The sequence below is a fragment of the Streptomyces sp. SID12488 genome (assembly GCF_010548275.1).
Classification (GTDB): Bacteria; Actinomycetota; Actinomycetes; order Streptomycetales; family Streptomycetaceae; genus Streptomyces.
In genome coordinates, this window is sequence record NZ_JAAGLT010000021.1 from 71,885 (window position 1) to 97,008 (window position 25,124).

General features: G+C 71.1%; 25 protein-coding genes and 1 pseudogene. 13 read left to right on the top strand and 13 right to left on the bottom strand.

Annotated features, from left to right (window positions below):
* Positions 1 to 301: 301 nt before the first annotated feature.
* Complete coding sequence (locus G3I56_RS27890; RefSeq protein ID WP_164413617.1) at positions 302 to 1,306, bottom strand: helix-turn-helix domain-containing protein; 1,005 nt, start codon at positions 1,304 to 1,306, stop codon at positions 302 to 304.
* A gap of 63 nt (positions 1,307 to 1,369) precedes the next feature.
* On the opposite strand from G3I56_RS27890, the gene G3I56_RS27895 reads away from it, so the two are divergent.
* Positions 1,370 to 2,209, top strand: a complete 840-nt coding sequence (locus G3I56_RS27895) for a phytanoyl-CoA dioxygenase family protein (RefSeq protein WP_164413619.1) — start codon at positions 1,370 to 1,372, stop codon at positions 2,207 to 2,209.
* Positions 2,210 to 2,226: 17 nt separating this feature from the next.
* Here G3I56_RS27895 and G3I56_RS27900 read toward each other — a convergent pair whose 3' ends face one another.
* From G3I56_RS27900 to G3I56_RS27910, 3 genes are all read right to left on the bottom strand, one after another.
* A complete protein-coding gene (locus G3I56_RS27900) occupies positions 2,227 to 3,192 on the bottom strand; it encodes an aldo/keto reductase (protein WP_164413621.1) in 966 nt (321 codons plus the stop codon).
* A gap of 55 nt (positions 3,193 to 3,247) precedes the next feature.
* Complete coding sequence (locus tag G3I56_RS27905; RefSeq protein ID WP_164413623.1) at positions 3,248 to 6,094, bottom strand: LuxR family transcriptional regulator; 2,847 nt, start codon at positions 6,092 to 6,094, stop codon at positions 3,248 to 3,250.
* A gap of 212 nt (positions 6,095 to 6,306) precedes the next feature.
* Positions 6,307 to 6,912, bottom strand: coding sequence for an NADPH-dependent F420 reductase (locus G3I56_RS27910; protein WP_164413625.1), 606 nt, complete (start codon positions 6,910 to 6,912; stop codon positions 6,307 to 6,309).
* Between the two features lie 238 nt (positions 6,913 to 7,150).
* On the opposite strand from G3I56_RS27910, the gene G3I56_RS27915 reads away from it, so the two are divergent.
* Both G3I56_RS27915 and G3I56_RS44115 read left to right on the top strand, forming a co-directional pair.
* Positions 7,151 to 8,026, top strand: a complete 876-nt coding sequence (locus tag G3I56_RS27915; protein WP_164413627.1) for an endo alpha-1,4 polygalactosaminidase — start codon at positions 7,151 to 7,153, stop codon at positions 8,024 to 8,026.
* Positions 8,027 to 8,067: 41 nt separating this feature from the next.
* Positions 8,068 to 8,355, top strand: coding sequence for an alpha/beta fold hydrolase (locus G3I56_RS44115; protein WP_164413629.1), 288 nt, complete (start codon positions 8,068 to 8,070; stop codon positions 8,353 to 8,355).
* A gap of 117 nt (positions 8,356 to 8,472) precedes the next feature.
* Here G3I56_RS44115 and G3I56_RS27925 read toward each other — a convergent pair whose 3' ends face one another.
* A complete protein-coding gene (locus tag G3I56_RS27925; protein WP_164413631.1) occupies positions 8,473 to 9,012 on the bottom strand; it encodes a flavoprotein in 540 nt (179 codons plus the stop codon).
* Between the two features lie 161 nt (positions 9,013 to 9,173).
* On the opposite strand from G3I56_RS27925, the gene G3I56_RS27930 reads away from it, so the two are divergent.
* Positions 9,174 to 9,797 (top strand): LysE family transporter, encoded by a 624-nt coding sequence (locus G3I56_RS27930; RefSeq protein ID WP_164413633.1) that lies wholly within the window; start codon positions 9,174 to 9,176, stop codon positions 9,795 to 9,797.
* Between the two features lie 103 nt (positions 9,798 to 9,900).
* A complete protein-coding gene (locus G3I56_RS27935) occupies positions 9,901 to 10,350 on the top strand; it encodes a nitroreductase family deazaflavin-dependent oxidoreductase (protein ID WP_164413635.1) in 450 nt (149 codons plus the stop codon).
* Positions 10,351 to 10,418: 68 nt separating this feature from the next.
* Here the strand turns inward: G3I56_RS27935 and G3I56_RS27940 are convergent, their stop codons facing one another.
* The 3 genes from G3I56_RS27940 to G3I56_RS27950 form a co-directional block, all read right to left on the bottom strand.
* Positions 10,419 to 11,423: a cation diffusion facilitator family transporter gene (locus G3I56_RS27940; RefSeq protein ID WP_239135135.1), complete on the bottom strand. Its 1,005-nt coding sequence runs from the start codon at positions 11,421 to 11,423 to the stop codon at positions 10,419 to 10,421.
* The gene (locus G3I56_RS27945; RefSeq protein ID WP_164413640.1) at positions 11,420 to 11,812 is read right to left on the bottom strand and encodes a VOC family protein; all 393 of its coding nucleotides are present in this window, start codon (positions 11,810 to 11,812) and stop codon (positions 11,420 to 11,422) included. The genes G3I56_RS27940 and G3I56_RS27945 overlap by 4 nt, the downstream gene beginning before the upstream one ends.
* A 75-nt stretch (positions 11,813 to 11,887) precedes the next feature.
* On the bottom strand, positions 11,888 to 12,616 hold the full coding sequence (locus G3I56_RS27950; RefSeq protein ID WP_164413642.1) for a TetR/AcrR family transcriptional regulator: 729 nt from the start codon (positions 12,614 to 12,616) through the stop codon (positions 11,888 to 11,890).
* Between the two features lie 452 nt (positions 12,617 to 13,068).
* Between G3I56_RS27950 and G3I56_RS27955 the strand changes: the two genes are divergently transcribed.
* From G3I56_RS27955 to G3I56_RS27965, 3 genes are all read left to right on the top strand, one after another.
* Entirely contained in the window at positions 13,069 to 14,700 is a 1,632-nt protein-coding gene (locus G3I56_RS27955) for an amidohydrolase (protein WP_164413644.1), read from the top strand.
* A 364-nt stretch (positions 14,701 to 15,064) separates the two neighbouring features.
* A complete protein-coding gene (locus G3I56_RS27960; protein WP_164413646.1) occupies positions 15,065 to 15,427 on the top strand; it encodes a DUF1304 domain-containing protein in 363 nt (120 codons plus the stop codon).
* A complete protein-coding gene (locus G3I56_RS27965; RefSeq protein ID WP_164413648.1) occupies positions 15,424 to 15,987 on the top strand; it encodes a TetR/AcrR family transcriptional regulator in 564 nt (187 codons plus the stop codon). Before G3I56_RS27960 ends, G3I56_RS27965 begins: the two co-directional genes overlap by 4 nt.
* 249 nt (positions 15,988 to 16,236) lie before the next feature.
* Here the strand turns inward: G3I56_RS27965 and G3I56_RS27970 are convergent, their stop codons facing one another.
* Positions 16,237 to 17,346, bottom strand: a complete 1,110-nt coding sequence (locus G3I56_RS27970) for an NAD(P)-dependent alcohol dehydrogenase (protein ID WP_164413650.1) — start codon at positions 17,344 to 17,346, stop codon at positions 16,237 to 16,239.
* 72 nt (positions 17,347 to 17,418) lie between these two features.
* Positions 17,419 to 18,873 (bottom strand): aldehyde dehydrogenase family protein, encoded by a 1,455-nt coding sequence (locus tag G3I56_RS27975; protein ID WP_164413652.1) that lies wholly within the window; start codon positions 18,871 to 18,873, stop codon positions 17,419 to 17,421.
* A gap of 103 nt (positions 18,874 to 18,976) precedes the next feature.
* Here G3I56_RS27975 and G3I56_RS27980 point away from each other — a divergent pair, with 103 nt between their 5' ends.
* On the top strand, positions 18,977 to 19,405 hold the full coding sequence (locus G3I56_RS27980; protein WP_164413654.1) for a MarR family transcriptional regulator: 429 nt from the start codon (positions 18,977 to 18,979) through the stop codon (positions 19,403 to 19,405).
* Positions 19,406 to 19,637: 232 nt separating this feature from the next.
* Positions 19,638 to 20,018: an anti-sigma factor antagonist gene (locus G3I56_RS27985; protein WP_164413656.1), complete on the top strand. Its 381-nt coding sequence runs from the start codon at positions 19,638 to 19,640 to the stop codon at positions 20,016 to 20,018.
* A gap of 57 nt (positions 20,019 to 20,075) precedes the next feature.
* On the opposite strand, the pseudogene G3I56_RS27990 reads toward G3I56_RS27985, so the two are convergent.
* Positions 20,076 to 20,180: pseudogene (locus tag G3I56_RS27990) on the bottom strand (hypothetical protein); the annotation flags it as partial.
* Positions 20,181 to 20,191: 11 nt separating this feature from the next.
* Entirely contained in the window at positions 20,192 to 21,142 is a 951-nt protein-coding gene (locus tag G3I56_RS27995; protein ID WP_164413658.1) for a ribose-phosphate pyrophosphokinase, read from the bottom strand.
* Between the two features lie 215 nt (positions 21,143 to 21,357).
* Here G3I56_RS27995 and otr(A) point away from each other — a divergent pair, with 215 nt between their 5' ends.
* The 3 genes from otr(A) to G3I56_RS44120 all read left to right on the top strand — a co-directional run bounded on the left by otr(A) (position 21,358) and on the right by G3I56_RS44120 (position 24,802).
* Positions 21,358 to 23,244, top strand: coding sequence for a tetracycline resistance ribosomal protection protein Otr(A) (otr(A), locus tag G3I56_RS28000; protein WP_164413660.1), 1,887 nt, complete (start codon positions 21,358 to 21,360; stop codon positions 23,242 to 23,244).
* Between the two features lie 99 nt (positions 23,245 to 23,343).
* Positions 23,344 to 24,003, top strand: coding sequence for a DUF4230 domain-containing protein (locus tag G3I56_RS28005; protein WP_164413662.1), 660 nt, complete (start codon positions 23,344 to 23,346; stop codon positions 24,001 to 24,003).
* Positions 24,004 to 24,115: 112 nt separating this feature from the next.
* Positions 24,116 to 24,802 carry a VanZ family protein gene (locus G3I56_RS44120; protein WP_239135136.1) on the top strand — a complete coding sequence of 229 codons (687 nt, stop codon included), beginning with the start codon at positions 24,116 to 24,118 and terminating at the stop codon, positions 24,800 to 24,802.
* A gap of 30 nt (positions 24,803 to 24,832) precedes the next feature.
* On the opposite strand, the gene G3I56_RS28015 is transcribed toward G3I56_RS44120, so the two are convergent.
* On the bottom strand, positions 24,833 to 25,072 hold the full coding sequence (locus G3I56_RS28015) for a hypothetical protein (RefSeq protein ID WP_164413664.1): 240 nt from the start codon (positions 25,070 to 25,072) through the stop codon (positions 24,833 to 24,835).
* Between the last annotated feature and the right edge of the window lie 52 nt (positions 25,073 to 25,124).

Genomic DNA, 25,124 nt, shown 5'->3' on the forward strand with positions numbered 1-25,124 from the left:
GTGCACACCTTTGCACAGCTCATCGAGCCGTAACAAGAGATCACGCCGTTTTCCGCATTGCACTGTGACCTAAAGCGGTTGACGGCGTGTCAATGGGATGCACCTTTAGGGATTGCCACTGTATCAACATCCTCATTGCAAACGGTATTCACTTCGCTCAGAGACGTTTCGCAACCATTGAGGGACACTCTCTAACGGTGGCGCAAAACCGCCCGCCCCTGGTGTCCTGTCCCCGCCTCTTGTGCGTTTCCGCAGCTCATGGTTGCGAGCGGGCGGACCGCCACCGCAACGGCGAGCGTCGTCATGACAGTTGACCGGTTCCTTCTCCTCTCCGTCCAGGAACAGCCGTGAAACCAATAGCGGGCACGGTTTCCGCCTGATCGCGTCTGCACAGTGCCCGGTACGCGCCCGGCGGCGTTCCGTGACGCTCGCGGAACACCCTGTTGAAGTGGAACGGGCTGGCGAAACCGGAGGCGAGGGCCACGCGTTCCACCGGCAGGTCGGTGGCCTCCAGCAGCCGGGCCGCATGGCGCAGCCTGGCCTCGCGCAGTGCCCGCATCGGGGACCGGCCGAGCTGCTCGGTGAACAGGTGCGCGAACCGCGAGGGCGAGAGCGCGACCTCCTCGGCGAGCGACCGGACGGTGTGCGGGGCGGCGGGGTCGGCGGCGATGAGGGCTTCCGCCCGGCTCACCCGGGGGTCGACTCCCGGCCGTTCCGGAAGGGGGCGGGCGGCTGCCGAGGCCAGCAGGACGATCTCTTCCAGGGAACAGAGGGCGAGCTCCCGGGCGGCGGCGCCATGTGCGACGGCCGTCGGACCGTCGGGCGCGGCCTGGGCATCGGAGGCGGAGGAGGATGCGGGCGGCCGGGTGTCGCTGCCCGGCCAGCGGGCGTCCGACAGCATGCGTGCGAACGCGGTCTCCATACGGTCGTACAGGGCTTCCGGAACCGGGGCGACGACGTACATGCCGTCGCCGACGGCGTACGGACTCAGCCAGGCCGCCCAGGCGGGGCGGGCCTGGCAGTGCGCCCACCAGAACCGCCAGCGCCGGGCACCCGGCAGCACCAGGTAGCGGTGTGGCACCCCGGGGCCGAGGACGACCAGGTCCCCGGTGCCGGCCCGCGCTCCGGCCGCGCCCTGGGTCAGCAGACCGTGGCCGTCCGTCGTCCAGGTGAACAGCCAGCTGTCGGCGCCCCGCGGCCGGTTGACGGCGTAGCCGGGCCCCTCGTCGTAGCGCCCGACGGTCACCAGACCGGGCGGCGGTGCGGGGACAGCGGTGCCGGGCAATCCGTCAGCGTTCACGGGCATCCTCCTCCGAGGTGCGACGACCTTACTCTGGCGGCTGATGAGAACGGACCGAAGGAGTGGACGATGACAGCCACAGGCATCGATGGCGCCGGGGCTCCCATCCTGCCGGAGGAGGAGCGCCGCCGGTTCGAGGAGGACGGATTCACCGTTGTACGAGGCCTGTTCGATCACGACGAGATCGTCGCGTTCCGCGCCGGGTTCACCGCGCTGCACGCGGCCGGTCCGGTGCCGGGGCATTTCGAGCCGCGGCCGTCCGGGCAGGACGGGCGCCCGGCCGACCCGTTGGACGCCTATCCGCGCGTGATGCAGCCGCACGAGTTCCATGAGCCGTCGCTCGGCGTGCTGCTGGACCCCCGGCTGCGCACCGTTCTCGAGGTGCTGCTCGGTGAGGAGGTGCTGGCCGCGCAGAGCATGTTCTATTTCAAGCCGCCGGGTGCCCGGGGGCAGGCGCTGCACCAGGACAACTTCTATCTGCGGGTGGAGCCGGGCACATGTGTGGCCGCGTGGATCGCCTGCGAGCCGATCGACCGGGACAACGGCGGTCTGGAGGTCGTGCCGGGCACGCACCGCATGGACCTGTTCTGCCCCGAGGAGGCGGACCCCGGTGTGTCCTTCGCCCGGGAATACGTGTCCCCGCCGCCCGGACTGACCACGGTGCCGGTCGACATGGCCCCGGGCGACGTCCTGTTCTTCAACGGCAGTCTGGTGCACGGCTCGCAGCCCAACCGGAGCGCCGACCGGTTCCGCCGCTCGTTCATCGGGCACTACGTGGGCCGCTCTGCCGAGCGCATCGGCCACTTCTACCGAACGATCTCCATGGACGGCGACCGGGTCCGGCTGCTCGAGAGCGAGGGCGCGGGGCCGTGCGGTACGGAGTTCGAACCGGCCTCCGGACCGCACTGACGCGTCACCGCACCCGGTCAGTGGCCGCTGACCGGGTGCGGGGTGTATGGCTGCGCCAGTTCCTCGATCTCCTTGTCGGTCAGGTCGAGGTCGACAGCGGCCACCGCGTCGTCGATGTGGTGCGGCTTGGTGGCGCCGACGATCGGGGCCGTCACCGGGCTCTGGTGCAGCAGCCAGGCCATGGCGATCTGGGCACGCGGGACGTCTCGCCGGCCCGCGATGCGGGCGACCGCGTCGACGATCGTGCGGTCGCCGTCCGGGTAGAAGAACAGGCCGAGGTCGGATCCGCCGCGCCCGGTGGTGGTGTCCCAGTCGCGGGTGAGCCGGCCGCGGGCCAGCGGGCTCCACGGCAGGACGCCGACGCCCTGGTCGACGCAGAGGGGCAGCATCTCGCGCTCCTCCTCGCGGTAGACGAGGTTGTAGTGGTTCTGCATGGACACGAACCGGGTCCAGCCGTGCTCCCGAGCCGTGTACTGGGCCTTGGAGAACTGCCAGGCGTACATCGAACTCGCCCCGATGTAACGGGCCTTGCCCGCCTTCACGACGTCGTGAAGGGCCTCCATCGTCTCCTCGATCGGGGTCTCGGCGTCGTAGCGGTGAATCTGGTACAGGTCGACGTAGTCGGTGCCGAGGCGGGTGAGGCTGTGGTCGATCTCGGTCAGGATCGCCTTGCGGGACAGACCGCCGCCGTTGGGCCCGGGCCGCATCCGGTTGTGCACCTTCGTGGCCAGCACGATCTCGTCGCGGCGGGCGAAGTCGGCGAGCGCCCTGCCGACGATCTCCTCGCTGGTGCCGTCGGAGTAGACGTTCGCCGTGTCGAAGAAGGTGATCCCGGCGTCGAGGGCCTGGCGGATCAGCGGGCGCGACGCCTGCTCGTCGAGGGTCCACGCGTGGTCGCCGCGGTCGGGAACGCCGTAGCTCATGCAGCCCAGACAGATCCGCGACACGTCCAGGCCCGTCGAACCGAGCTTCACGTACTGCATCGTTGCTGCTCCTGCCTTCGAGTGGGGTGTCAGAGGGAGCGTACGCCCGGCCTGATCACGGGCCCGGCGTCCGGTCCAGGGACTCCGACGGCTCGGGCAGCGCGTCGCGGAGCTGGGCGCGGCCCGTGATGCCGAGTTTGGGGAAGATGCGGTAGAGGTGGAAGCCGACCGTGCGGGGCGAGAGGAAGATCCGTTCGCCGATCTCCCGGTTGGTGAGCCCCGCTGCGGCCAGGCGGGCGATCTGGAGCTGCTGCGGGGTGAGTTCGGCGAGGACGTCGCGCGGTGCGCTGCTGCTGGGGGTGACGCCGGCGGCCCGTAGTTCGGCGCGGGCGCGTTCGGTCCAGGGGCGAGCACCGACCCGCTCGAAGGCGTCGAGTGCGGCGGCGAGTTGCGGGCGGGCCTCCATCGACCGGCGTCGGCGGCGCAGCCACTCCGCGAAGTCGAGGCGGACCAACGCCCTTTCGAACAGCCACTGTTCGCCGGCCGGGTCGGCGAGTGCCGCCGTGAAGTGCTCCTCCGCCTCGTCCCCTTCGCTCAGCAGGGCGTCCGCCCGGTGCAGGACGGCGTCCAGCCGGGCGGAAATCACGCCGGCCGCGAGGCGACGGCGGGTCGCGTCGACGATACGGCGTACCTCGTCGGCGCGGCCGGTACGCACGGCCACTGCCGTGAGGTCGGCCAGGTAGTAGTCGGAGGCGTGGAAGTGCACGGGCCCGGGCTCGGCGTCCTGGGTGTAGACGGCCCGGAAGCGGGTGTAGGCGGCGGCGTGGTCACCCTCTGCGAGGGCGGCGGCACCGAGCGCGTAGTGCGTCCGTACCTGCAGGCTGCGGGAGTTGGGCAGGTCGATGCCGTGGACGGCGCGCTGCACGGCCGCGCGGGCCGCCTCCGTGTCGCCGCGCAGGGCGAGGATGGTGGCGCCGGTGACGGGCGAGCCGGCCGCCACGATCTCCAGGCCCGCCTCGGCGGCCGTCCGGTACGACTCGTCGAAGACAGTGCGGGCCTGGGTCCAGGAGCCGCTCTCGTACAGGGCCAGCCCGAGGGCGTTGGCGACGGTGGCGTTGGCGCCAGCCGTCGGGGAACGCCGCAGGTGGTCCAGGGCGGCGCCGAGCAGGCGGACGGCCTCGGCGGTCTCGTCCAGGACCCACGCGGCGGCTCCCACGACGACCAGCCGGGACAGTCTCTGGTCCTGGGCGGCCCCGGGCAGGAGCCCGGGCGGGTCCTCGGTCCAGTCGGTGCCACTGAGCAGAGCGAGGGCCTGTTCACGGTTGCCCACGGGGTCGCAGCCTGCCAGCGCCCACACCCGTCCCCCCTCGTCGTCCTGCGGCGGCACGCGTTCGGTGATCCGCTGGATCCGCTCGCGGAACGCTGGGTCGCCGGAGTGGTAGGCGGGGGTGGTGGCCGTGCCCAGGGCGTCGAGGGCGAGGACGGGATCGGTCTCGACGGCGGCCTCGGCGACCGGCAGCAGGAAGCCGAGCGCGTCCTCGAAGCGGGTGGTCACCGCGAGCGCCCAGCCGGCCCGGAGCGAGGCCTCGGCGAGCACGTCCGGGTCGTCGGTGAGGGTGAGGACGCGCATGGCCAACTCGCTCACCCAGCGCGGGTGTCCGGCGTACATCGCCATGGTCGCGGCCCGGACCAGCCGCCTGGAGCGGACGTCGGGGTCGGGGCTGAGCCGGGCCGCCCGTTCGAGGGCGGTGGCCGCCCCCGCGTAACCGCCCCGGCGCTGCGCGCGTTGCGCGCTGTCCTCCAGGCCCTGGGCGGCCTCCTCGTCGACGCCCGAGACCGCGGCGGCCCGGTGCCAGGCGCGCTGGTCGGGGTCGCCCGCGAGGACGTCGGCCAGGGCCGTGTGGGCCGCGTGGCGCTCGGCGTAGCTCGCGGACTGGTAGACGGCGGAGCGGATCAGCGGGTGCCTGAAGTGGAGTCGGCCGTCGTCGATGCGGACGAGTCCCGCGAGTTCGGCGGGCCGCCAGTCGACCGGGGCCGCGGTGTCCCCGGCGGCGGAGAGGATGACGGGCAGTTCGGCCGTCTCGGCGGCTGCCGCGAGGAGCAGCAACCGGCGGGTGGGCGCCGGGAGTTCGGGCAGGTCGGCGGCGAAGATCGCCTCCAGGCGGTCGGTGAGGGGCAGCGCGTCGGTGGCGCCGTCCTGTCCGGCGGCGGGGTCGCGGCTGATCGCGCGGGTGAGTTCGACGAGGGCGAGGGGGACGCCGGCCGCCTGTTCGAGGACGCGGGAGCGGGCGCGTCCGACGGGCGGTTCGGGCTGGAGGTCGAGGAGACGTCCGGCGGCGGCCGGGGCCAGCGGCTCGACGGTCAACTGCCGCCTTTCGCGGGCGAACTGCCGGGGTACGGCGTTGTCCCGGGCGGCCAGGACCATGGCTACCGGCTCCCCTTCGAGGCGCCGGGCGACGAAGGCGAGGACATCAAGCGTGCCCACGTCCAGCCAGTGTGCGTCGTCGATCACCAGCAGCAGCGGCCCCCGGCTCGCCGCGTCGGAGAGCAGGGTGAGGGCGCCGAGCGAGGTGAGCAGCGGGTCGGGAACGGTGTCCTGTGCCTGTTCGGGGTCGAGCCCGAACACGCCGAGCAGCGCGGCCCGTTGGCGTACGGGCAGCTCCGAGGCGAGATCCAGTACGGGCCGCAGCAGTTGATGCAGTCCGGCGAACGGCAGCCCGGACTCGCCTTCGCAGCCACGGCAGCGCAAGACGCGCATTCCGGCCCCGAGTGCGGTGCGGCCGGCGGCGTCGAGCAGGACACTCTTGCCCCCGCCCGGTCCGCCGGTCACGACCAGGACGCCGGGCAGGGGTCCCGGCGGGTCGGCGGGTTCGGCCGTGACCTCGTTCACCAGGTCGGCCAGCAGGGCGAGTTCGCGGTCGCGGCCGACTATCCACTCCGCGCCGAATCGGGAGGGGCTCATACGGTGGACCCGGCCGGCCGGGCGGCCGACACGACCGGTCCGCCTGCTGAACCGGCTGCCGAACTGGCTGCCGAACCCGCTGCGAGCGGCTGGCCGGCGCGGGCCGACAAGCGGCGTAAGTCCGACGGGTTGAGGTCTCCGTTCATGTCCTGACAATAAACGGTGAGTTGACTGTCCGTGGGCCCTGGAGTGCTCCTGGACCGGCCCTCGGTTCAGGGCTGAAGGAGCAGACTGAGCGTCGGCAGCGGGCCGCCGGGAAACTGTTGGAGGCGGCCCCCATCAGCCAGGGGGCCCAGGTCGACGGCCGCCCAGCCGACGTGTTCGACGAGCCGGGCGACCCGGTTGTTGGCGCCCGTGTGGTTGCCGGAGAGAAATATCACCCGACGTCCGGCGGGCGTGAACGGATCGGCGCCGATGACCGCCGGCGCCAGGGTGTTGAACGCCTTCACCAGACGGGCCCCGGGCACCGATCCGGCGACGACCTCGCTGGACGGCCGCCCCTGGAGGTCGGCGACCCGGAAGTCGGGCGGGCCGAGCGGATTGGTGGTGTCGATGACGATCCGTTCCTGCCAGTCGGACACATCGGCCGCCGCCACCGCCTCGGAGGGCCCCCGCCAGGGCACCGCGAGCACGACGATCTCGGGGTCGGCCGCCTCCGCCACGGTGACCGCCGTGAGCCCCGGACCGATCGAGTCGGCGAGGTCCGGCAGGGACCGGGGGCCTCGGCTGTCGCTGAGGAGTACCTCCGCCCCGGCGGCCACGAACCGGACGGCGAGGGCCTGCCCGAGGGCTCCGGCGCCGATGATGCCGATACGCATGACGTGCCTTCCTTGACTCGGCGCGAACGAGCGTGCGCGGGCGCGTCCTGAGCATGTCCGGGATGTCGGACCGCGGGCTTCTGTCAAGTGACTGGGTCTGCGCGGACGTCCGCACACCGAGGCCTGTTTGACCGGCGGGCGTGCCGAACGCTTTGATCTTGACTGTGCCGGGCCGCATGCCCGGTACAAGAGGTGCGCCCCACCGGTAGTGGTCGTACCCGCGATCGATGGAGCGGACATGCCCGTCGAGGGTGCACCCGGCGCCGGAGGTGTCCGGACAGTGGCCGTCGTACTGACGACCGTCTGCGCGGCCGTGTGGGGACTGACGGGGTGCGGTGGCTCACCGGAGACGGAGAACGGGCCCGGGCCCGGGTCGACGCCCTCGCCGACCGCCACCTCGGCCAAGGTCGAACTGCCGCCGACGCACGCCGGTTTCGACTACCAGATCGGCGGCGCCTACCCGCCCCCGGCGGGAGTGCGAATCGTCAGCCGCGACCGTACGGCGGCTCCCGCGCCCGGCCTGTACAACATCTGCTACGTCAACGCCTTCCAGGCGCAGCCCGGCGACGAGAAGTCGTGGCCCGACGATCTGCTGCTGCGCGACGCGAACGGCGAGACCGTCGTCGACGACGACTGGGACGAGGCCCTGCTCGACATCGGCACGGCGGCCAAGCGGAAGCGGATCGCCGCGCGGGTGAACGAGTGGATCGACGGCTGCGCGGACAAGGGATTCGACGCGGTCGAGCCCGACAACTACGACAGCTACACCCGCTCCGACGACCTTCTCACCCCCGCCGACGCCACCGCCTTCATCACCCTCCTCTCCCGGCACGCGCACGCCCGCGGGCTGGCCATCGGCCAGAAGAACACCGTGGAGCTGGCCGGGCTCCGGAAGAAGACAGGCCTGGACTTCGCGGTCGCGGAGGAGTGCGGGGAGTATGACGAGTGCGGGGAGTACGCGGCGGCCTTCGACGACCGGGTGGTCGTGATCGAGTACACCGACTCCGGGCTCCGCAAGGCCCGCGCGGCCTTCGGCGACCGGCTGAGCATCGTCCGCAGGGATGTCGACGTGTCGACACCGGGCAGCGACGGGTACGTACGCCGGACCCGTTGACTCAGAGCGGCGGCATCGGCCCCTGACGAGGCGATACGCCTGTGGAGAGCGTCGTCCGTGCCCTCGACAAGCCTCCGATCCTCATCGGCCACTCCGCGGGCGGCGTCTTCGTGTATCTGCTGCTCGACCGGGGCCCGGGAGCGGCGGGCGTGGCCGTCAACTCCGCGCCGACCGAAGGGGTGGCGGTGCTGCCGCTTACCCAGAACAAGGCGGCGGTCCCGGTCCTCAAGAACCCGGCCAACCGGCACCGCGCTGTCGGCCTGAACTTCGAGCAGTGGCACTACGCGTTCACCAACACGTTCGAGGAGGCCCTGTCCCGGCGGCTGTAGGAGCGCTACGCGGTCCCCGCGTCCGGCAGCATCTTCTTCGACAGCGCCCTGGCGACACTGCGCCCCGGTCACCAGAGCACCTACGATGCGCCGCATGACGCACCATCAGGTGGCGAATCACCGTGCGGTCAGCAGCTCCAGCCCCCGCTCCCACCCGAACTCCGGCCGCTCACCACCCTGTTGCATGCCCCCCGCGTATGGATCAGCGAACCGCACCCCCATCCCGCGCAGCCGTTCCAGGCTCGCCCGGTAGGCGGGATGGGCGGCCAACGCGTCGCCCACGCACGGCAGTACGGCGATCGGCACCCCCAGCCCGCACGCCTCGCACAGGGTGCCCAAGGCGAGGGTGTCGGCGATGCCGGCCGCCCACTTGTTGACGGTGTTGAAGGTGGCGGGCGCGACGAGCACGGCGTCGGGCGCCGGAAAGGGCCGCGGATCGCCGGGCCTGCGCCAGGCGGACCGGATCGGGCGTCCGGTCTGTGTCTCGACGGCGTCCGTGTCGAAGAACCCCATGGCGAGGGGTGTCGCGATGACCCCGACCTCCCAGTCCCGTTCCTGCGCCGCGGTGATCAACTTGCTGACGTCGGAGGCGATTCCGGCGGCGCAGACGACGACGTAGAGGAAGGGTTTCGGGGCCTGTGCGGACGTCTCGGTCATCCGGAAACCCTAAATGAGTTGCCGGTGGCCGGTCCTCGGCCCGAGGATCACGCCATGTCTACGACGATCGAAGCCCGCCGGCCGCTGCCTCCCACCGCCGCTCGTCCGGTGCGGGTCCAGCAGCAGCCCTGCCGCCCCCGGAGGCCCGTGCTTCCCCGGTCATGACGGCCGCGCTTGTCGCGGGGCTTCTCGCGGGGTACGGCATCGCCGTCCCGGTCGGAGCCGTCACGACCTATCTCGTCTCCCTCACCGCCCGTACGTCCCTTCGGACCGGTGTCTGCGCGGCGCTCGGAATCGCCACCGCCGACGGTGTCTACGCCCTGCTGGCCGCGCTCGGCGGAACCGCCCTGGCCGGTGCCCTGCAGCCGGTGCTGGTGCCGCTGCGCTGGGCCTCCGCACTGGTGCTGGCCGCGCTCGCGGTCCGGGGCGGGGTCGGCGCCCTGCGGCAGTACCGTGCCGGACTGCTCTCCGTACGGGCCGACACCACACCGCCGAGCCCGCTGCGGGCGTTCCTCATGCTGGTCGGCATCACGCTGCTCAACCCCACCACCGTGATCTACTTCGCCGCGCTGGTGCTCGGCAGCCGGGCCTCGGACGCCGTGTCCCCCTTGGAGCAGGGAGTGTTCGTCCTCGCGGCCTTTCTCGCCTCGGCCAGCTGGCAGGTGCTGATCGCCTCCGGCGGCGCCCTGCTCGGCCGGGCGTTGACGGGCCGAGCAGGGCGGCTGGTGACGGCCCTCATGTCCAGTGCGGTGATCATGGTGCTGGCGGTGCGGATGGTGGCGTGACCGACATGATGACGGTCCCCGGATGAATCCAAGCCGCCCTCGTGTTGACCCTCGTACACAGCAGTCACACGCGACGACGCGACGAGACGATGGGACGAACTCCATGCCTCTTGAGGGCGAGTACGAAGCCAGTCCGACACAGTGGGTGCGTGAGCAGGTGGAGCTGTACGAGAGCTCCGGCGGCACCGAGGGGACGACCCTGCTCGACACCGGCATGCCGGTCGTCCTGCTCACCACCCGGGGCGCCCGGAGCGGCAAGATCCGCAGGACGCCGCTCATGCGGGTGGAGCACGACGGCGTGTACGCGGTGGTCGCCTCGCTGGGTGGTGCACCCAAGCATCCGGTCTGGTACTTCAACGTCCTCGCCGACCCGCACGTCGACATCCAGGACGGGCCGGTGCGCCAGGACAGGGTCGCCCGTGAGGTGACGGGCGAGGAGAAGTCCGCGTGGTGGGAGCGGGCGGTCGCCGCGTACCCCCCGTACGCCGACTACCAGAAGAAGACCGACCGCGAGATTCCCGTGTTCGTCCTCGAACCGGCCGACGGGAACTGATCCCGGTCGGGCAGAAAACAAGTTCGATGCCCGGAGGAGTGAACTGTCCACCTCCGGGCACCCGAGCTTCAGGCCCCGCCGCGTCCCCCCGTCGCGGCGGGGCTTTCCGCTGCCTCCTTCGCCGCCGCGTCGGTGATGTCGAGAAAGATCTCGCCGGCCTCGGGTACCGCGTGGGCGACCGAGCTCTTGATGCGTACGGCGACCTCCTCGACCCGCTCGCTGTCGAGGCCCGGGACGAGGTCGATCCGGGCGGCCACCAGGGTGGAGTCGAGCCCCATCTTCATCGTGAAGAGCGCCTCCACGCTGTCGATCTCGGGCTGGTCCGCCAGCAGGGCGCGGATCTCGCGGCTCAGCTCCGGGTCGGCGGCCTCTCCGATGAGCTGGGCGCGCGCGTCCCGGCCCAGCCAGAAGGCGACGCAGACGAGCAGCACACCGATGGCGATGGAGGCCGACGCCTCCCAGACGACCTGCCCGGTGACCATGTGCAGGGCCATGCCCACGATGGCGAACGTCACGCCGAGCACCGCGGTGCCGTCCTCGGCGATCACCGTACGCAGGGCGGGGTCCCGCAGGGCACCCGCGCTGCCGGCTGTGCCCTTGCCCTTCTCCCCGCGCGCCTGGTGCACGGCCCGCAGCAGTGAGGCTCCCTCGGCGAGCAGCGCGACCCCGAGCACGACCAGGCCCGCGACATAGCCGCCGAAGGACTCCTCCGTATCGCTCTTGAGCGCCTCCACGCCCTGGAAGAAGGAGAAGCAGCCGCCCATGACGAAGATGCCGACGGCCGCGAGCAGCGACCAGAAGAACCGTTCCTTGCCATAGCCGAAGGGGTGCCGTTGGTCGGCGGGGCGGCGGCTGCGGCGCAGGGCCGCGAGCAGGAAGACCTCGTTGAGGCTGTCGGCCACCGAGTGCGCCGCCTCGGACAGGAGTGCGGGCGACCCGGTGAGGAGGCCGCCCACGGACTTGGCGACTGCGATCAGCAGGTTGGCGCCGAGCGCCACCAGCACGGTCACGCGCGTGCGCCGGTCCGCGGATCGCGTGCCGCCCGTCTCCCTCCGCTTCTGTGCCGCCGTCAACGCTGTTCGGGTGCCGTCGGCGTGACCTGGCGGAGGGTGAAGGAGTGGCCGGCCGGGTCGGAGTACCCGCGCTCCTCGAACGGGGTACCGGCGTCCTTCGTCTCCAGCGAACGTCCGCCGAGCCCGACCACCCTGCGTTCCGCCTCGTCGAGATCGGTCACCCGGAAGTCGAGGTGGACCTGGAAGGAGTTCTCGGCGCGCGACCAGCTCGGCACAGTCATGTTCGCGTCGAGGCGGAACTCCATCCGGGTTCCCCCGGCGCCCCTGATCTCGATCCGGTTGACGGTCGTCTCCGTCTCCTCGGCCTCCAGCAACTCCATGTAGAAGGCGGCGAGCTTCTCGGGCTCGGCGCAGTCCAGCACCACGACGCCTGCTGTCACCAAGGTCATGCTTCCTCCGTACGGGGGTCGGGGGCGGCCCTGTGCGCCGCGGCCCTCTCCCTCCGGGTACCCCGCACACCGGAATCACACGGGCCGTGCATCGTCGGGTGCGGTGAGTTGTGCGAGGCGGCCCGCCGCCGCGGTCAGGAAGAGGTCGAGTGCCGCCGGGTAGGAGCTGCGCCGCATGTCCGTCACGAGGTGGCGGGCGGTCGCGTTGATGTGCGGGTGGGTGTCGGCGGGCAGCCGGGCGTAGGTCGCCCGCCACACGGCTGTCTCCGCCTCGCGCGCGGCCTCCGGCAGCGCCGTGCTCGCCGAGTCGAGGGCGCCGAAGGCGAGCGCCTGGTCGACGAACGCGTGGTAGATCCGTACGGCGTCGGCGTCCGGAAACCCGGCACCGCGCAGCACCCCGAGGCCGGTCTCCACGGCCTGGATCTCGTGCGCCCGTCCGGTCACCCGGTACGAGCTGAGTGCCGCCGCCTGCGGCTGCGCGAGTGCTCCGGCGTGCATACGCAGGCCGAGGTCCCGCAGGTCGGCGCGCCAGTCGCCGCTGGGACGCCAGTCGCGCAGCGTACGGCCGATCAGCTCGTCGGCGATGGCGAGCAGCAGGTCGTCGGTGTCACGGAAGTAGCGGTACAGGGCGCTCGGGTCGGCGCCGAGGGCACGGCCGAGACGGCGTACGGAGAGGGCCTCGGTGCCGTGTTCCCCGAGCAGCCGCATCGCCGTCTCGACGATCAGTTCCTCGGAGAGGACGACGCCGTGTTTGGTGGGGCGCCTGCGCCGCCTGGCGTCGGGCGGGACGACACGTTCGCTCACGGACTTCCTCCTGCGCGGTGGCCACTGCTGTGACCTGTGCGGGCACCTTATGACAACACCGTTGACCTGTTAAGGTCCCGGGCAGTTTCATGTTCGTTCACCGGGGTCGTCCGAGGCCCCCAGGTGTGAGCGGAGACCGCCATGGCCGACTACACCTCCGCCGACCATCTCGAACTCAGCCCGGACAACGGCTGGTTCCTGCTGCTCCTACCGTCGCTGATGGTCGCGTCCGGTTTCCTGGCCGCAGCTGCTCGCGGTGAAGGAGGCGTCGTCGGCACGGTGAGCTCCGCGGGGCATGCAGATCATTTGCCTGCGGGCCCGGTGGGGGCTGGTCGCGCCCCGCGGCGGAGCCGCCGGACAGACTCAGCCCCGCGCCCCTTTGGGGCGCCCATCGCCCCCTCCCTTCCCACTCCCCCCTCACCTCACCTCACCTCACCTCAAGGAAACGGAACATGCACGCTGACCTCATCTTCACCGGCGGCCCCGTCTTCGCCCCCGGAAGTCCCACGGCCGTCGCGGTCACCGGCGGCCGGATCACCGCCGTGGGCCGGGCCGAGGTGCACGATCTGATCGGGCCGGGGACCGAGGTCGTCGATCTCGCCGGGCGCCTGCTCCTGCCCGGCTTCCAGGACGCCCACGTCCATCCGCTGCCGGCCGGCCTCGAACTGACCCAGTGCGATCTGACCGGCACGAAGACCGCCGAGGACACGGTGGCCGTCGTCCGCGCGTACGCCCTCGCGCACCCCGAGCGGGAGTGGATCACGGGCGGCGGCTGGTCCATGGAAGCCTTCGAAGGGGGCACCCCCACCCGGGAGTTGCTGGACGCGGTGGTCCCCGACCGGCCGGTGTACCTGCCCAACCGGGACCATCACGGGGCCTGGGTCAACAGCCGCGCCCTCGAACTCGCGGGCGTCACCCGGGACACCCCGGACCCGGCCGACGGCCGTTTCGAGCGGGACGCCTCCGGCGAGCCGACCGGCATGCTCCAGGAAGGAGCCATGGAGTACGTGGGCCGGCTGACCCCGGCGGTCACGGCGGCGGAACGGCTGGCGGCCCTGCTGTCCGCGCAGCGCCGGCTGCATTCGCTCGGGGTCACGGCCTGGCAGGACGCGCTGGTCGGCTCGTTCCTCGGTATGGAGGACCCCGGCGACACCTACCTCGCCGCCGCCCGGGACGGTTCACTGACCGCGCGGGTGGTCGGCGCGCTGTGGTGGGACCGGGAGCGCGGGGCCGAGCAGATCCCCGAACTCGTGGAGCGGCGGGCCGCGTTGAGCCAGGGCAGGTTCCGGGCGGGCAGCGTGAAGCTGATGCTGGACGGGGTCGCCGAGACAGGCACGGCCGCGATGCTGGACCCCTACCTCGACAAGTGCGGCTGCGTCACTGCCAACCTGGGCACGAGCTTCGTGGACGCGGCCGAACTGCCCAAGTACGTCACGCAGTTGGACGCGCTCGGCTTCCAGTGCCACTTCCACGCGCTGGGCGACCGGGCCGTACGCGACGCCCTGGACGCCGTCGAGGCGGCGCGCGCCGCGAACGGGCCGAGTGACACCCGGCCCCATCTGGCTCACCTCCAGGTGGTGCACCCGGACGACGTGCCGCGCTTCGCCCGGCTCGGCGCGGTCGCGAACATCCAGGCTCTGTGGGCCATGCACGAACCCCAGATGGACGACCTGACGATCCCCTTCCTCGGCCCCGAACGGGCCGGGTGGCAGTACCCGTTCGGCGCGCTGCTGCGCTCCGGGGCCGTCCTGGCGGCGGGCAGCGACTGGCCGGTCAGCAGCCCCGACCCGCTCCAGGCGATCCACGTCGCGGTCAACCGCACGGCACCGGGTTCCCCGTACTCCCCCGTGTTCCTGCCCGCCGAACGCATCGGCCTGACGGACGCGCTCACGGCGTACACCGCGGGTTCGGCCTACGCCAACCACCTGGACGACACGGGCAGCGTGCGCGTGGGGGCACTGGCCGACCTGACGATCCTGGACCGCGATCCGTACGCCGGACCGCCGGAGGCGATCGGGGAGACGAAGGTGGCGCTCACCTACGTGGGGGGCGAGAGGGTGTACGCGGCGGAGGGCGCCGCCTGACCACAGGCCCCGGCGAAGGGTCACCGCCCGGGGCACGAAGCCGTTGCGCCCGTAGAAACGTATCGCGTCCGTGTTGGCCGCGTAGGCGGTCACCTCGGCGTGCTCGGCGCCCTGCTCACCCCGTCAGGTGACCGACCACCGCGCCGGCGTGCTCGACCGCCGGCAGCAGGCTCGAACGAGGCCTCAGCCGGGACGAAGACCTCGGGCACGCCTAGCGCGAATGGGTCCAGACCGCTTGACAGCACTAGGAGCATCAACCCGGTCGACTTCCTGGACAGCTGTCCATGTATGCTGGGCGTCTGTCCATGATGGACACCTGTCCGAGAAGTGGCTTTCAGAAGCCCGACGTAGGAGTTTGCCGAGCATGGAGACTGTCGCGAACGTGCTGGTCGGCCTGGTGGCCGCGTTGCATCTCTACATCCTGGTGATGGAGATGTTCCTGTGGCAGCGCCCGCCTGGGCGCAAGTTCCACGGGTTCGACGTGGAGATGGCCCGCGCGACCGCCGCGATGGCCGCCAACCAGGGGCTCTACAACGGGTTTCTCGCGGCGGGCCTGGTCTGGGGGCTGATCGCGGCCGATCCGACCGGGTTCCGGGCGCAGGTCTTCTTCCTCGCCTGTGTGATCGTGGCGGGCGTCTACGGGGCCGTGACCGCGAACCGGCGCATCCTGTTCGCCCAGGCGCTCCCCGGCGCCATCGCCCTGGCCGCCGTCCTCGTCGCGCGGTGACGCGCGGCGCGCCCGAGGACCCACGGGCGGCCCGCACCCGGGCGAAGCTCCGCGAGGCCCTCCTCGCCGAGTGCGCCGAACACCCGCTGGCGGAGATCGGCGTCGCCGCGCTGGTGCGCCGGGCAGGGGTCGGCCGGGCCACGTTCTACGTCCACTACCCCGACCTGGAGGCGCTGGCTGTCGACGCCTGCGCCGATGTCGTACGGGAGGCCGTGGACGCCCTGCACGCCTGGCGCGGCCGGCCCGACCCGGTGATCGCCCCGGCCGCGCTGGTGGAGTTCTTCGCTGCCCTCACCCCGCACACCGCGCTGTACCGGACCCTGCTCAGCCCGGGCGGCGGGGGGCCGCTTGGCCAGGTATTGCACCGGGACCTGCGCGCGCGGAGCCTCGCGGAGCGGGAACTCGCGGGGGCGGCGGACGCTCCCCTGGTCGCCTCGGCGGTGGCCGCCACGTTTGCCGGGGTGCTGGCGGACTGGCTGCATGGGCGGATCGAGGCGACGTCGGACGACATCGCCCACCAGGTGTGGCAGTTGCTGGTTGCGCTGCACCGGAGCCGGTAGGGGTTTTCGCCCCCGCCGCCCCTACCCGTCCCTACCCGTCCCGTCCTCGGGGGCGCTGCCCCCGAACCCCCGCTCCTCAATCGCCGGAGGGGCTGGATCTTTCAGCCCGTTGGGGGTCCCCCCTCTGGGGGAGTTTGAGGACGAGGCCCTTTCAGGGCCGAAAGCGGGGGTCTGGGGGCGCAGCCCCCAGGGACGGGATGGGACGGGTAGGGGCGGCGGGGCCGAAGAAACCTCACGCGGATCGCAGGGTCAGCCGAAGGTCAGTACCGGCTTGATCGTCTTGCCCGCGCCCATGTCCCGTACCGCCTGGTCGATGTCCGCGAACGGGTAGGTGCTGATCAGGCGGTGCAGTGGGAGGCGGCCCGCCTTCACCAGGTCGACCAGGGCCGGGATGAACGTCTGGGTCTCGGCGTCGCCGAGGGTGAGGCCCACGACGCGCTTGCCGCCGAGCATCCCGTTGACGTCCAGTGCGACTTCGGTGCCGAAGGGCGGGGCGCCGACCACGACGAGCGTGCCCCGCTGGGCGAGCGCGTCGACGCCCTGGCGCAGGACGGCGACGTTGCCGGTGGTCTCGACGATGCCGTCGACACCCTGACCGTCGGTGATCTTCGCGATCTCCTCGCCGAGGTCGGCCTCGCCCGCGTTGATCGTGTGGGTGGCGCCCAACTCCCTTGCCAGCGAAAGACGTTCACCGACCCTGTCCACGGCGATGATCCTGGTCGCGGGGGTGAGCGCAGCCGCCATGACCGCCGAGAGGCCCACCGCACCGGCGCCGAGGACGAGAACCGTGCTGCCCATGCCCGGCTTCAGCACGTTCCAGACGGCGCCGACACCGGTCTGGACACCGCAGCCCAACGGGGCGATGGACTCCAACGGTACGTCCGGGTCGACCTTGACCAGGCTGCGCTGATCGACCAACGCCCGTTCGGCGAACGAGGACTGGCCGAAGAAGTGGCCGCCCAGCTCCGTGCCGTCACGGCTGATCGTGGCGGTGCCGTCGGCCCGCCGGCCCCCGAGGAGGTTCAGCGGCAGCCAGGCCACACAGTAGGCGGGGTGCCCGTCACGGCAGTTGCGGCAGCCGCCGCAGGAGGTGAAGGACAGGACGACGTGGTCGCCGGGCTCGATCCCGGTGACGGCGGAGCCGATCGCCTCGACGACGCCGGCGCCCTCGTGTCCCAGAACTCCGGGGAGCGGGAAGGGCAGTCCGCCGCTCGCCACACCGAGGTCCGTGTGGCACAGGCCTGTTGCGACCAGACGTACGAGCGCCTCGGTGGGGGCGGGCTCGGCCAGCTCGACGTCGGAGAGGGTGAAGGGCGCACCGCCGGACTCGACGACCGCGGCGCGGGTGGTGATGGACATCGTGAACTCCCTTACGGGCTCAAGGGCTTACGAGTTGGCGAAGATGGGTGGGTCGGCGGGTCGGGCGCGTACTCAGTCGAGCGAGACGACTACCGACTTGACCTTGGTGTACGCGGCGAGCGCTTCGGGACCGTACTCGCGGCCGAAGCCGGAGTCCTTCACACCGCCGAAGGGGATCGCGGGGTCGAGCATCGCCCAGTCGTTGATCCAGACGATGCCCGCCTGGAGCCGGTTGGCGACCCGGTGGGCGCGGGCCAGGTTGGTGGTCTGGACGCCCGAAGCCAGGCCGTACGGCGTGGAGTTGGCGAGCTGGACCGCCTCGTCCTCGGAGTCGAAGGGCTGGACGGTGAGGACCGGGCCGAAGATCTCCTCCTGGACGACCCGGGAGTCGTTGGCCAGATCGGCGATCACCGTCGGCTTGTAGTAGTAGCCACCGTCCAGGTCGAGCCGCTCGCCGCCGCAGACGATCCGCGCACCCTCCTTGCGGGCCAGCGCGACATACTCCTCGACCTTGCGCAGATGCTTCTCCCCCGCCATCGGCCCGACCACGGTCTCGGGCTGCCGGGGGTCGCCGACCGGCACCCCGGGGACCGCGTCGGCGAGGATGCCGATCAGGGTCTCGTACACGGGGCGCGCGACCAGCAGGCGGGGGCCGCCCATGCAGAACTGGCCGGTGTTGAAGACGAAGCCCTTGATGACCGCGCCGACCGCCTTCTCCACGTCGGCGTCCTCGAAGACGATGTGCGCCGCGTTGCCGCCCAGCTCCATCGTGACCGGCTTGAGCGCCTCGCCCGCGGCGCTCGCCACGTGGCGGCCGACAGCCGTGGAGCCGGTGAAGGCGATCTTGTCGACGCCGTTGTGCCGCAGCAGCGCCTCGCCGGCCACCGGGCCGGTGCCGGTGACGACGTTGACGACACCGTCCGGGACGCCCGCCTCCTGGAACAGCCTGGCCATGTAGAGGGCGCTGAGCGGGGTCTCGTCGGCGGGCTTGTGCACCACCGTGTTGCCTGCGGCCAGCGCCGGGCCCAGCTTCGAACCGGCGAGGATCAGGGGAAAGTTGAAGGGGGTGATCGCGGCGACGACGCCGATGGCCTCGCGCTTGGTGTAGGCGAGTGCGTTGTGGACCGTCTCGCGGGTCGCGCCGTCGAGGGAGAAGGCGAGGGCGGCGAAGTACTCGTAGTCGTTGGCCGCGTTCGTCACGTCGACGGCGTGGCACAGGCTGATCGGCTTGCCCACGTCGAGGCTCTCCAGCTGCGCGATCTCGTCCGCGTTCTCCCGGATCAGCTGGGCGACCCGGTTCAGGATCCGGCCGCGCTCGCGTCCGGTCGTCGCGGCCCACGGGCCGTTGTCGAAGGCCTCCCGCGCGGCACGTACGGCCGCGTCCACATCGGCCGCCGACGCCTCCGCCACGCTCGTGACGACCGTGCCCCGGGACGGGTCGACCACCTCGGTGCGTGCTCCGTCCGCCGCCTCGCGCCACTGTCCTCCGACGAACAGTCGACCGGGTTCGATCTCGAAGGTGGTCATCCCCACTCCTCAGCCTCATTGCCAAGATTTCAATCAACAGGATTCCTGTTGGTCCGCAGTCTGATTACAGACAGGTTTCCTGTCAATGCTCTAATCTGAATCCATGGTCAGCACCAAGGCGCCCCCCTCACTGCTCTACATGGTCAAGCAGGTGGAGCTCGTAGTACGCTCCCATCTGGACGAGCTGGTCAGGCCGGCTGGAATCACCGCACTCCAGTACACCTCCCTCACCGTCCTGGAGCGACACGACGGCCTCTCCGCGGCCCAGCTGGCCCGCGACTCGTTCGTCACCGCGCAGTCCATCGCCGATCTCGTCCGGTCCCTGGAGAACCGGGGGCTCGTGCGCCGGGAGCGCAATCCGCGCAATCGCAGGGAACTGCTGATCCTGCTGACCGACACCGGCCGCGAGCTGCTCGACCGCTTCACCGAGCCCGTACGGGAGCTGGAGGAGCGGATGATCCGCGACCTCACGTCACACCAGGCGGACCAGTTCCGGCAGGCACTCTCCAGGGCCTGGCACGCGCTGTCGTAGCCCCTACTCACGGATCACGGAAAGACGTGCGCGAGACACGCTTCAATTTCGAAGACATATGTCAATCGAACATGCTCAAATTCACTCCAACGAGGGTAACTTGCAGGGCGGGACACTCAGTTGCGCTCACCTGGGCCCGGTAGTACGTCTACGCTCATCGCACGACGTCACCCCGGCCCCCGGTGACTGGCTGGTTCCACCATCACAACAGCCGGTTGGAGGCGATGTCGTCGTGCAGCAGGATCCTCCACCGCCCACCCGGTATCTGCGTGTCCACCAGGACCGCGGCCACACGGTGCTGGAGTTCCACGGCGAGATCGACATCGCCGCGGCCGTCGAGATCATCCCGCACCTGGACGCGGCGACCGGGCATCCGGACGCCCGGATCGTGATCGACCTGACGGATGTCGAGTTCTTCGACTGCTCGGGGCTGCGCCTGCTGTACCGGGCCCGGCACCGGGTACTGGCCCATGACGGCAGCCTCCACCTGGTCTGCACGCACCCGCTCACGCTGCGCGTCCTCAAGGTCACCGGCCTGGCCAAGGTGCTGCCGACGGTGGCATCCCTGGACGCGGCCCTGGAGCTGCCCGAGACCACTTCCGGCACGTTATGACCCGCACCTGACCACCACCGACCACGGCACGGATCGGTCCGGCACGGCACGGCACGGCTACTTCAGGATCTTCGTGACCTGACCCGCGCCCACCGTCCGGCCGCCCTTCCGGACAGGGAACTTCAACCCCTCCTCCATGGCGATCGGCTGGACCAGCCGCACACCCCTGTCCACTAGGTTCCCGGTGCGTCGAACAGGGCGCTGACGGACTCACCGTTGTGAATGCGACGCACGGCCTCGGCGAGAGCCGGCGCGATCGACAACACCCGCAGTTTCTCGGTGCGCTCCTCCTCCGGGATCGGCACGGTGTTGGTGCACACGATCTCCAGCACGTCCGGCTGCTCGCTCAGCCGCTTGAGCGCGCCCGCCGCGAACAGCCCGTGGGTGCAGGCGACCCGGATGGACCTCGGCTCCAACTCCCTTAGTCGTTCGAGGAGTTCGAGGACCGTACTGCCCTTGGCGATCTCGTCGTCCAGCACGATGACGTCCCGCCCGGTGACCTTGCCGATCACGGAACTGATACTCACCCGGTCGTCCGCGAACCGCTGCTTGGCCCCGGCGGCCACCTCGGCGCCGATCAGCCGGGCGAAGTGCGCGGCCTCCTTTGCATTGCCGAGGTCCGGCGACACGACCGTCGTGCGGGACAGGTCGTACTGGCGGAAGTGCTCGGCGAGTTCACGCAGGGCGTGCAGATGGTCGACGGGGACCGAGAAAAAGCCGTGGACCTGCGGCGAGTGCAGGGTCATCGCGAGGACGCGGTTCGCGCCGGCCGCCACCAGCAGGTCCGCGACCAGGCGTCCACCGAGGGAGATACGGGGCATGTCCTTCTTGTCCGAGCGGGCGTACGCGTAGTGCGGCATGACGACCGAGATCCGGCCCGCCGACGCCCCGCGCGCCGCGTCGCACATCATCAGCAGTTCGACGAGGTGTTCCTGGACCGGCGTGACCAGCGGCTGGATCAGGAAGACGTCCCGCTCGCGGCAGTTGGCCTGGAGCTGGACCTCCAGGCAGTCGTTGGCGAACCGGCTGACCTGGGCGGGCCGCAGGGGCACCCCCAGATGCTCGCAGACCTCGGCGGCCAGTTCGGGATGGGCACTACCGCTGAACACGGCGATGTCTCGCACGATCTGCTCCTAGCATGATCATTCCGGTCGGCCGGTGCCCATGCTACTGACCTTCCCGGTCCGCCACCGGCCGGGATATTCGGTTGCGGCCGGCCGCCGGGGCCGGGCCATGATGACCACGGCCGAATCTCCCCGACCTCAGGAGCACGGAATGCGCCGTTTCCTCGGAACCCTCCGCCCATGCCGGAACACCGTTCTCGAGGACTCGACCACCCATGCGCACATTGCGGACCCCGCACATCCCGCACACCCTGAACATCGGCATTCTGGCCCACGTCGACGCCGGTAAGACCAGTCTCACCGAGCGGCTGCTGTTCGACGCGGGTGCGATCGACCGGCTCGGCAGCGTCGACGCCGGTGACACCCGGACGGACGACGGCGCGATCGAGCGGCAGCGCGGGATCACCATCCGCTCGGCGGTGGCCGCGTTCACGGCCGGTGACACCCAGATCAACCTCATCGACACCCCGGGGCACTCCGACTTCGTCGCCGAGGTCGAACGCGCCCTGGAGGTCCTGGACGGCGCGGTGCTGCTGCTGTCCGCCGTGGAGGGCGTCCAGGCGCAGACACGCGTGCTGATGAGGACGCTGCGGCGGCTGCGGCTGCCCACGCTGGTCTTCGTCAACAAGATCGACCGTGCGGGCGCGCGGTCCGAGGCCCTGCTCGCGGACATCCGCCACCGCCTGACCCCGCACGTCGTCCCCCTCACCGACGTCGACGGCGTGGGCACTCCGGCCGCCCGCACCCGGCCCCGCCCTCTCACGGCCGCGGCCTCGGCGGAGGCGATCGCCGAGGTCGACTTGGGCGTTCTCGCAGCGCTCGTGGACGGTCCCTCGCCGACCCCGGCCGAGCTGGACAAGGCCCTGGCCGCCCGCACGGCCGACGGCTCGCTCCACCCCCTCCTCTTCGGCTCCGCGCTGGGCGGCCAGGGCGTACCCGAACTCGTCGACGCCCTGACCCGACTGATCCCCCGGCCCGCCCCGACCGGCGCGGACGAGGCCCCACGCGGCACTGTGTTCGCCGTACGCCCCGCGCCGGACGGCGGGCGGACGGCGTATCTGCGGCTGTACGAGGGTGAAGTGACGGAACGTCAGCGGCTGATGTTCCTGCGGCGCGAGGCCGATGGCCGGACCAGCGAGGTCCACGGCCGGGTCACCGGTCTTGAGGTGATCGGCCGCCGGGGCCCGCTCACCGCCGGGAACATCGCCGCCCTGACCGGTCTCGGCGCGGTCCGGGTCGGCGACCGTCTCGGCGAACTCACCGCCCGAGCAACACAGTTCGCGCCCCCGACCCTGGAGACCCTGGTCCGGGCCCGCCGCCCGGAGCAGTCGGCGCGCCTTCGCTCGGCCCTGCTGACCCTGGCCGACCAGGACCCGCTGACCCACGCCCAACCCGCGGCCGACGGAAGCACCGCGCTGTTGCTCTACGGCGAGGTGCAGAAGGAGGTCCTCGCCGCCACCCTCGCCCAGGACTTCGGCGTCGACGCCGAGTTCGAGCCGAGCCGCGTCCGGTTCCTGGAGCGGCCCGCGGGCACCGGAGAGGCGTCCGAGGAGAATCCATGGCTCGACCGCGCCCGCTGCTTCGCGACCGTCGGGCTGCGGGTCGAGCCGGGGGCTCTCGGCTCGGGCGCGGTGTTCACGCACGAGACCGAACTCGGCGCGCTCCCCCGCGCGTTCCACCAGGCGATCGAGGACTCCGTCCACGCCGGTCTACTGGCCGGCCCGCACGAGTGGCCGGTCACCGACTGCCGGGTCGTCCTCGTCCGCTCGGGGTTCGTCGGGCCGCTCAGCACCGCCGGGGACTTCCGGGCGCTCACGCCGGTGGTACTGCGCCGCGCCCTGCAGCGGGCCGGGACGCGGGTGTACGAGCCCTACCACGCCTTCGAGTTGGAGATCCCGTCGAGCGCGCTGGCGCCGGTTACCGGTCTGCTCGCGTCCCTCGGCGCGGAGTTCGGCCGGACCACGGGCGGCAGCGCCGTCTGGCACCTCACAGGTGAACTGGCCGCGCGGCGGGTACGCGAGGCCGAACTGCGGTTGCCGGGGCTCACGCACGGTGAAGGGGTGTGGTGGTCGCGCGGGTCGGGCGACCGCGCGCTCCGGTAGCCGCCCGCCTCTCTATTGTTGCGATACGTCAACAGAACGGTCTGGCAAGGCCTTTGGCGGGCATGCGGTCCAGTACGTAGAAGAAGGAGGTCCGTCGCCATGACGACGCCCATCAAGGCCGTGCGACGCATGCCCCTCTGGGCCAAGGTGCTCAGTGGCGTGGTGCTGGTGTTCGCGCTGCTGCTGGCCGGGCTCCGGCTGGCGGTGCTGCCGGGGCTGGGGGACATCTTCGGCGAGGAGACGCACGACCGGTCAGGACCCGCGCTCCTCGAATCCATCCAGGACATGAGCCGTTACGAAGCGGCGTCCGGCAACTTCCAGATCGTGGTGGACCTGGAGAAGGACACCAAGTACCTGCCCGACGCGATCAAGGGCACCCGGGTTCTCTATGTGGGTGCCGGCACGGTCGACGCCTATGTCGACCTCGGCAAGCTCGCGAAGAACGACGTGACGGTCAACAAGGACCGCACGTCCGCGACGCTCCGGCTGCCGCACGCGGCACTCGGCAAGCCCGCGCTGGACCCCGACCGCTCCTATGCGGTCTCCAAGCAGCGCGGCATCTTCGACCGGATCACCGATCTCTTCTCCGACAACCCGAACGACGAACAGGCCGTCCAGAAGCTGGCGGCCAAGCACATCGGCGACGCGGCGAAGGAGAGCGAACTCACCGTGCGTGCCGAACAGAACACGACCAGCATGCTCAAGGGCCTGCTCGGCTCCCTCGGCTTCACGGACGTGAAGGTGACGTACGGGACCTGAGGGAAGCCGGCCTGCCCGGATCCTGGGATCCGGGCAGGCCGGAGCGGCATTCTCGGCCTGTTCGGGGGTAGCTGCCGTTGCACGGGGACCAGTTGAAGACCGGAGGACGTTGATGGCCCGATCAGCTCCGCGCACCCTCGCCGCGCGCCTGCGCCCGGCGAAGGCGGAGAGCAAGCCGCCCAAGATCCCACCGAAGTCCGCACCGGAGTCGCAGCCGAAGTCCACACCCAAGTCGTCGAAGGTGTCGTCGGGGTTCTCGTCGAGGTTCTCGTCGAAGATCCGGAGGGCCCCGAAGGCCGCCCCGGAGCCGCCGCCCGAGCCGGCTCCGCCGAAGCGTCGGCCGTTCGCCTTCCTGGCCCGGGTGCTGACGGTTCTGTGTGCCTTCGTGTTCATGGTGGCGTTCGCCGTGATCCTGGCCCGGCTGACCCTGGAGCCGTCTCCGGCGTCCGTGGCGCTGACCCACACCAACTTCCATCCGGGCCGCTCGCTGCGCGCCTACCTCGACCAGCCCGAAATGCGGGACGCCATCCGGCAGATCGGCGGAAACCTGCTGCTCGGCGTCCCCTTCGGCATTCTGATGCCCGTCATCGCGCCCCGGACACGGGGAGTTCTGCGGGTGGTGTTCCTGACCGCGTTCGTCATGCTCATGGTCGAGGTGGCCCAGGGCGCGCTGATCACCGGCCGCGCCTTCGACGTCGACGACGTCATCCTCAACACCACGGGTGCGCTGATCGGTTACCTGCTCATCGGCCGTCGGCTCAGCCGCGCGGTGCACGCACCCAAGCAGCGGCGGGCGTAGCCCGGAGGTGAGTCGGCCCGCCGGGGCCGGCTACCTCGACCTCGTCCAGGTGAGCTTGTCGCCGCCGACCCAGCGGACCGCGTCAGGATCGTCGAGATCATGAACCGTGATGCCGGCCGAGGCGGCGACCCTCAGCACATCGGTGAGCGTCCGTGCCGCTCCGGCCACCTCACCGTCGATCTCCACGATCCGGAACGGCGGGACGCCCGGCTGCACCCCGAGCACCATGATCCGCGGATGGGCGATGTAGGGGCTCGCTATTTCGGTCATGCATCGAGCGTAGAGCGAATCCGGCCATCATGTACCGGCCACGGACGGTTCC